The 5,485-nt window shown below is 37.2% G+C and carries 5 protein-coding genes; all 5 read left to right on the top strand.

Going from position 1 to position 5,485, the window contains the following annotated elements; translation table 11 throughout:
• Nucleotides 1–64: 64 nt before the first annotated feature.
• Complete coding sequence (gene opp3b, locus ERX29_RS10645; RefSeq protein WP_133444659.1) at nt 65–991, top strand: oligopeptide ABC transporter permease; 927 nt, start codon at nt 65–67, stop codon at nt 989–991.
• Nucleotides 991–2,052, top strand: a complete 1,062-nt coding sequence (opp3C, locus tag ERX29_RS10640) for an oligopeptide ABC transporter permease (protein ID WP_133444658.1) — start codon at nt 991–993, stop codon at nt 2,050–2,052. Before opp3b ends, opp3C begins: the two co-directional genes overlap by 1 nt.
• A 17-nt stretch (nt 2,053–2,069) precedes the next feature.
• Nucleotides 2,070–3,143, top strand: a complete 1,074-nt coding sequence (locus tag ERX29_RS10635) for an ABC transporter ATP-binding protein (RefSeq protein WP_133444657.1) — start codon at nt 2,070–2,072, stop codon at nt 3,141–3,143.
• A gap of 266 nt (nt 3,144–3,409) precedes the next feature.
• Nucleotides 3,410–4,408: an ABC transporter ATP-binding protein gene (locus ERX29_RS10630; RefSeq protein ID WP_133444660.1), complete on the top strand. Its 999-nt coding sequence runs from the start codon at nt 3,410–3,412 to the stop codon at nt 4,406–4,408.
• Between the two features lie 218 nt (nt 4,409–4,626).
• Nucleotides 4,627–5,485 (top strand): peptide ABC transporter substrate-binding protein (locus ERX29_RS10625; RefSeq protein WP_133444656.1); only part of this gene is annotated, 859 nt, incomplete at its 3' end.

Here is a 5,485-nt window from a genome sequence, read left to right as displayed (position 1 = left end):
AGTTATTATAAATTATGGATAATAAAATTAGTTGAAGTTTAGGTTAGAAGGAGGATATTAAAGTATGTTAAAATTTGCGCTCAGACGTCTTGGCTATATGGTAATTACATTATTTATAGTAGCGACGGCTACATTCTTTTTAATGAAATTAATGCCAGGGTCACCTTACAATGATGAAAAATTATCGGCAGAGCAGAAAGTCATTGTCAATGAGAAATATGGATTGAATGATCCTGTAGGAGTTCAGTATGTAAACTATTTGAAAAAAGTAGCAACAGGTGACTTTGGAATTTCATTCCAATATGATAATCGAGAAGTTATCGATATTATCGGGCCACGATTAGGACCATCGGCTGAAATTGGATTGTATGCCTTAATTTTTGGTATTTTAGTCGGTATTTTACTCGGGGTAATAGCTGCGGTAAGACAAAATACTTGGGTAGATTATATAGCAACTGTCTTCTCAGTGCTTGCTATCTCTATTCCTTCATTCGTTCTTGCAGTATTATTACAATATTATTTAGCTGTTAAAAATCAAATTTTTCCGGTAGCAGGTTGGGATGGATTCAGCTATGCGGTATTGCCTGCACTTGCGTTATCGGCAAGTGTTGTTGCTACCATTGCAAGGTATATTCGTTCTGAAATGATAGAAGTGCTTAGTTCAGATTATATTACTTTAGCAAAAGCAAAAGGAAATACTACAAATCGTGTACTATTTGGTCATGCGCTGCGTAATGCATTAATTCCAATTATTACATTAATTGGACCTATGACTGTTGGTATCCTGACTGGAGCATTAACAATTGAAACGATTTTTGGTATACCAGGTCTAGGTGATCAATTTGTTCGTTCTATTCAGTTAAACGATTATCCTGTCATAATGGCTTTGACCTTATTTTTAAGCTTATTATTTATTATCGTATTATTCTTAGTCGATGTACTGTATGGAATTATAGATCCACGTATTCGTGTTCAAGGAGGTAAAGATTAATGGCAAATAAAAATAACGGCAATCAAGTATATACGCATGCTGATTTGAATCAGGATCATTCAACTAATAGAGCTCAACCATTTATTCTTGCCAACCGTGAAGAAATATTTGAAGAAAAAATTGAGCGTCAAAGCAAAACGTTCTGGCAGGATGCATGGTTGCAACTCCGTTCCAATAAAGGAGCAGTTGCAGGCTTGATAGGTTTAATTCTGTTATTGATTATGGCTTTCCTTGGGCCAGCAATTAGTGGACATACTTACAGAGCACAAAATATTGATCATTCAAACTTACCGCCTAAAATAGAGGCACTGAAAAATGTTAGTTTTTTACCATTTGATGGAAAAGATAAAGATGGCTTTGATTTATATGAATCTAAACAAGTTAAAGAAAATTACTGGTTTGGTACTGATGATTTAGGACGTGACTTGTTTACGCGTGTGTGGAAAGGAACACAAGTATCCATATTAATAGGTATTGTAGCAGCATTGCTGGATGTTATCATTGGAATTACATACGGTGCAATATCAGGGTTCTTCGGGGGCTGGGTCGATACACTCATGCAGCGTATCATTGAAGTTATTGCGTCAATTCCCAACTTAATTATTATGATTTTATTTGTTATTGTTTTTGATGCAAGTATAATTACAATCATTCTCGCAATGTCATTGACTGGCTGGATCGGTATGAGCCGTATCGTCCGAGGGCAGTTCCTGAAACTTAAAAATCAGGAATATGTTATGGCTTCAAGAACACTTGGAGCATCAAATTCAAGTTTGATTTTCAAACATATTCTCCCTAATACTTTAGGGCCAATAATTGTAACAGCAATGTTTTCTATTCCTAGTGCCATTTTCTTCGAAGCGTTCTTAAGTTTTATCGGATTAGGAATTCCGGCTCCTTTTGCTTCTCTTGGCTCATTAGTCAACGACGGACGAAAAATGTTATTAATACATCCGTATCAAATGTTTGTGCCGTCTTTTGTGCTAAGTTTTCTGATTCTTTGCTTCTATCTATTTGGTGATGGTGTCCGTGATGCCTTCGACCCTAAAATGCGTAAATAAACAAGGAGGAACTATAAATGGCTGAAAGAATTCTAGAAGTAAGAAACCTCAAAGTTTCCTTCGATATTAATGCGGGGGAAGTACAGGCAGTTCGCGGAGTGGATTTTCATCTTGATAAAGCAGAAACGCTTGCTATTGTAGGTGAATCTGGTTCTGGTAAATCCGTAACGACAAAAGCAATTATGCGTCTCTTACCGACACCACCAAGTCGTATTAAAGAAGGACAGATTTTATTTGATGGTAAAGATTTAGCGAAATTATCAGAGAAAGAGATGCAGAAGGTCCGTGGACGTGATATTTCGATGATTTTCCAGGATCCAATGACTTCTCTCAACCCAACGATGAAAATCGGCAAGCAGGTAATGGAACCGTTAATCAAACATCAAAGATTATCTAAAGCAGATGCTAAAGCAAGAGCATTAGATATTCTTCATCTTGTCGGGCTGCCTAATCCTGAAGCTCGGTTCAACAACTATCCTCACCAGTTCTCAGGTGGTCAGCGTCAACGTATTGTTATTGCAACGGCACTTGCATGCGATCCTAAAATTTTGATTGCAGATGAACCGACGACAGCGCTTGACGTAACTATTCAAGCGCAAATTCTTGAATTGATGAAAGATTTACAGAAGAAAATTGATACATCAATTATCTTCATTACACATGATTTAGGTGTGGTCGCTAACGTTGCTGATAGAGTAGCTGTTATGTACGGTGGCCAAATTGTAGAAACAGGAACTGTAGATGAAATTTTCTATGATCCTAAACATCCATATACATGGGGATTATTATCATCTATGCCAAGTCTTGATACAGCTCAGGACACAGAACTTCGAGCTATTCCAGGCACACCTCCGGATTTAATCAAACCTCCGGTTGGAGATGCCTTTGCACGTCGCTCAGAGTATGCATTGCAGATTGATTTTGAACAGGAGCCACCTTGGTACCAAGTATCTAAAACTCATTTTGTGAAGTCATGGCTGATGGATCCTCAAGCTCCTAAAGTTGAACTTCCAGAAATGGTGAAGTTGAAGCAGCGTGACCTTCCAGGACAGTTTGATCAGCCACGACAAGTAGAGGGGGTTAGCTTTTAATGAGAGATGAAAGAATACATGACCATACTGACAATAAGAACGTTCATGTTGTTGATGCTACTGATCAGAAGTTAGAATCTGTAGAGTCTGCTAAGAATAGTGATGTTAATATTGCACCTCAAGAAAATATAACAAGAGAAGAAAACCATCAGGCTTTGGCTGGCAATCAAGGACATACAATTGAAGAAGGGCCATTAGTCGTTGATGAATCATTAATAACTGAAGATGCTTCTCAATATAGCGATAGTGAATTAAATAAGACAGAGCTGACAGAATCAGAAAAACGTGCAGCCGGATACACTGCTTATGGTGAAGGTAAAGAAAAATTGATTGAAGTATACAATCTGAAACAATATTTTAATCAAAAAAAATTTAACGAAGTACGAGCTATAGATGACATTACTTTTAACATTTATCGTGGTGAAACATTAGGCCTTGTTGGAGAATCTGGTTGCGGTAAGTCAACGACTGGGCGTACTTTAATCAAACTTTACGATGCAACGGATGGGAAAGTTATTTTCGATGGCACTGACATACAGTCTATTAAAAATAAGAAAGATCTTCTTAAGTTTAACCGACGTATGCAGATGATTTTTCAGGATCCATATGCGTCACTTAATCCTCGTCTTAAAGTTATGGATATCATCGCTGAAGGAATTGATATTCATAAACTTGCGGCGAACAAACAAGACAGAGCAAATCGCGTATACGAATTGCTTGAAACTGTTGGTTTGTCTAAAGAACATGCAAACCGTTATCCGCACGAATTCTCAGGTGGCCAACGTCAACGTATTGGTATTGCCAGAGCGCTTGCTGTAGAGCCGGAATTTATTATTGCTGATGAGCCAATTTCAGCACTTGACGTATCTATTCAGGCTCAAGTAGTGAATCTGATGTTAAAACTACAAAAAGAACGAGGGCTGACATTCTTATTCATCGCCCATGACTTATCAATGGTCAAATATATTTCAGATCGCATCGGTGTCATGTATTTTGGTAAGCTTGTTGAAATCGGACCAGCTGATGCAATCTATAATAATCCGCTGCATGAATATACTAAATCTTTGCTGTCAGCGATCCCACTGCCTGATCCTGAATCAGAACGCTCACGTGTGAGAAGAACATATAATCCGGATGTCCATGCTTATACTGCTGATGATGTATTAGAATTGCGTGAAGTTGCACCGGATCACTATGTATATTGCTCACCGAAAGAATATGAAGTGCTGAAAGCAGACTATGATCACAGCTTTGTTAATGCATAATAAGTAGCCTGGCCTTTATAGGTCAGGTTTTTAATTTTGCGAAGAATTTAATTGATTCAACGCTTTAATGTATGAATATAAATAATAAAATATTCAAAATAATCGATAAATGTATAAAAAAACTATTGCTAACCTCATATTTATAAAATATAATTAATACAAATCTTCTGAAAATTCTTGCAGAGTGATTTTAGAAAACGTTGGGGGGCAATTATAGTATGAAGAAAAAGAGCACGTTATTTTTAGCATCATTAATCGCAGTATCTGGTTTCACAGCAGCTTGTTCAGGCGGCGGAGACAAATCAGAAGATAAATCATCTGGCACTGCCGGTAAATCTGGTGGAGAAGAACAAGTATTAAACTTCGCTACTTCGTCAGATATTCCATCAATGGACTCATCTTTAGCAACTGATGCTGTATCGTTCGATGTATTTAACCAAACTTTAGAAGGTCTTTATACGTTGGATAAAGATGATAAAGCTGTTCCTGGGGTAGCTGAAGCTGACCCAGAGAAATCTGAAGACGGTAAAACTTGGACGATTAAATTACGCGATGACGCGAAATGGTCTAATGGTGACCCTGTCACTGCTAATGACTTCTTATATGCATGGCGCCGTACTTTAGATCCTAAGACAGGTGCCGAGTATGCTTACATCATGTCTGATATTAAAAACGCAACTGCTGTAAACGAAGGTAAAGTAAAGCCTGAAGAACTTGGCGTTAAAGCAGTTGATGATCATACTCTTGAAATTCAGTTAGAAACTAATGTTCCTTACTTCCAGGAAATGCTGGCATTTGGTACATTTATGCCTCAAAACGAGAAATTCGTTAAAGAAAAAGGCGATAAATATGGTACAACTGCTGAAAATACATTATCAAACGGTCCTTTTGTTCTAGATACTTGGGAGACAGAAAAGAAATTTACTCTTAAGAAAAACGATCAGTACTGGGATAAAGACAAAGTAAAATTAAAGCAAGTCAATTATCAAGTTATTAAAGAAAATGCTACTGCATTAAATCTTTATACTACTGGCAAAATTGACTCAGTTGTATTAACACCGGAAAATGTTGATAAAT

Origin of the sequence: Macrococcus lamae, from assembly GCF_004359545.1 — a bacterium.
Taxonomy (GTDB): Bacteria; Bacillota; Bacilli; order Staphylococcales; family Staphylococcaceae; genus Macrococcus; species Macrococcus lamae.
Note: the sequence above shows the minus strand (reverse complement) of the source record. Positions and strands in the feature narration are given on the sequence as shown.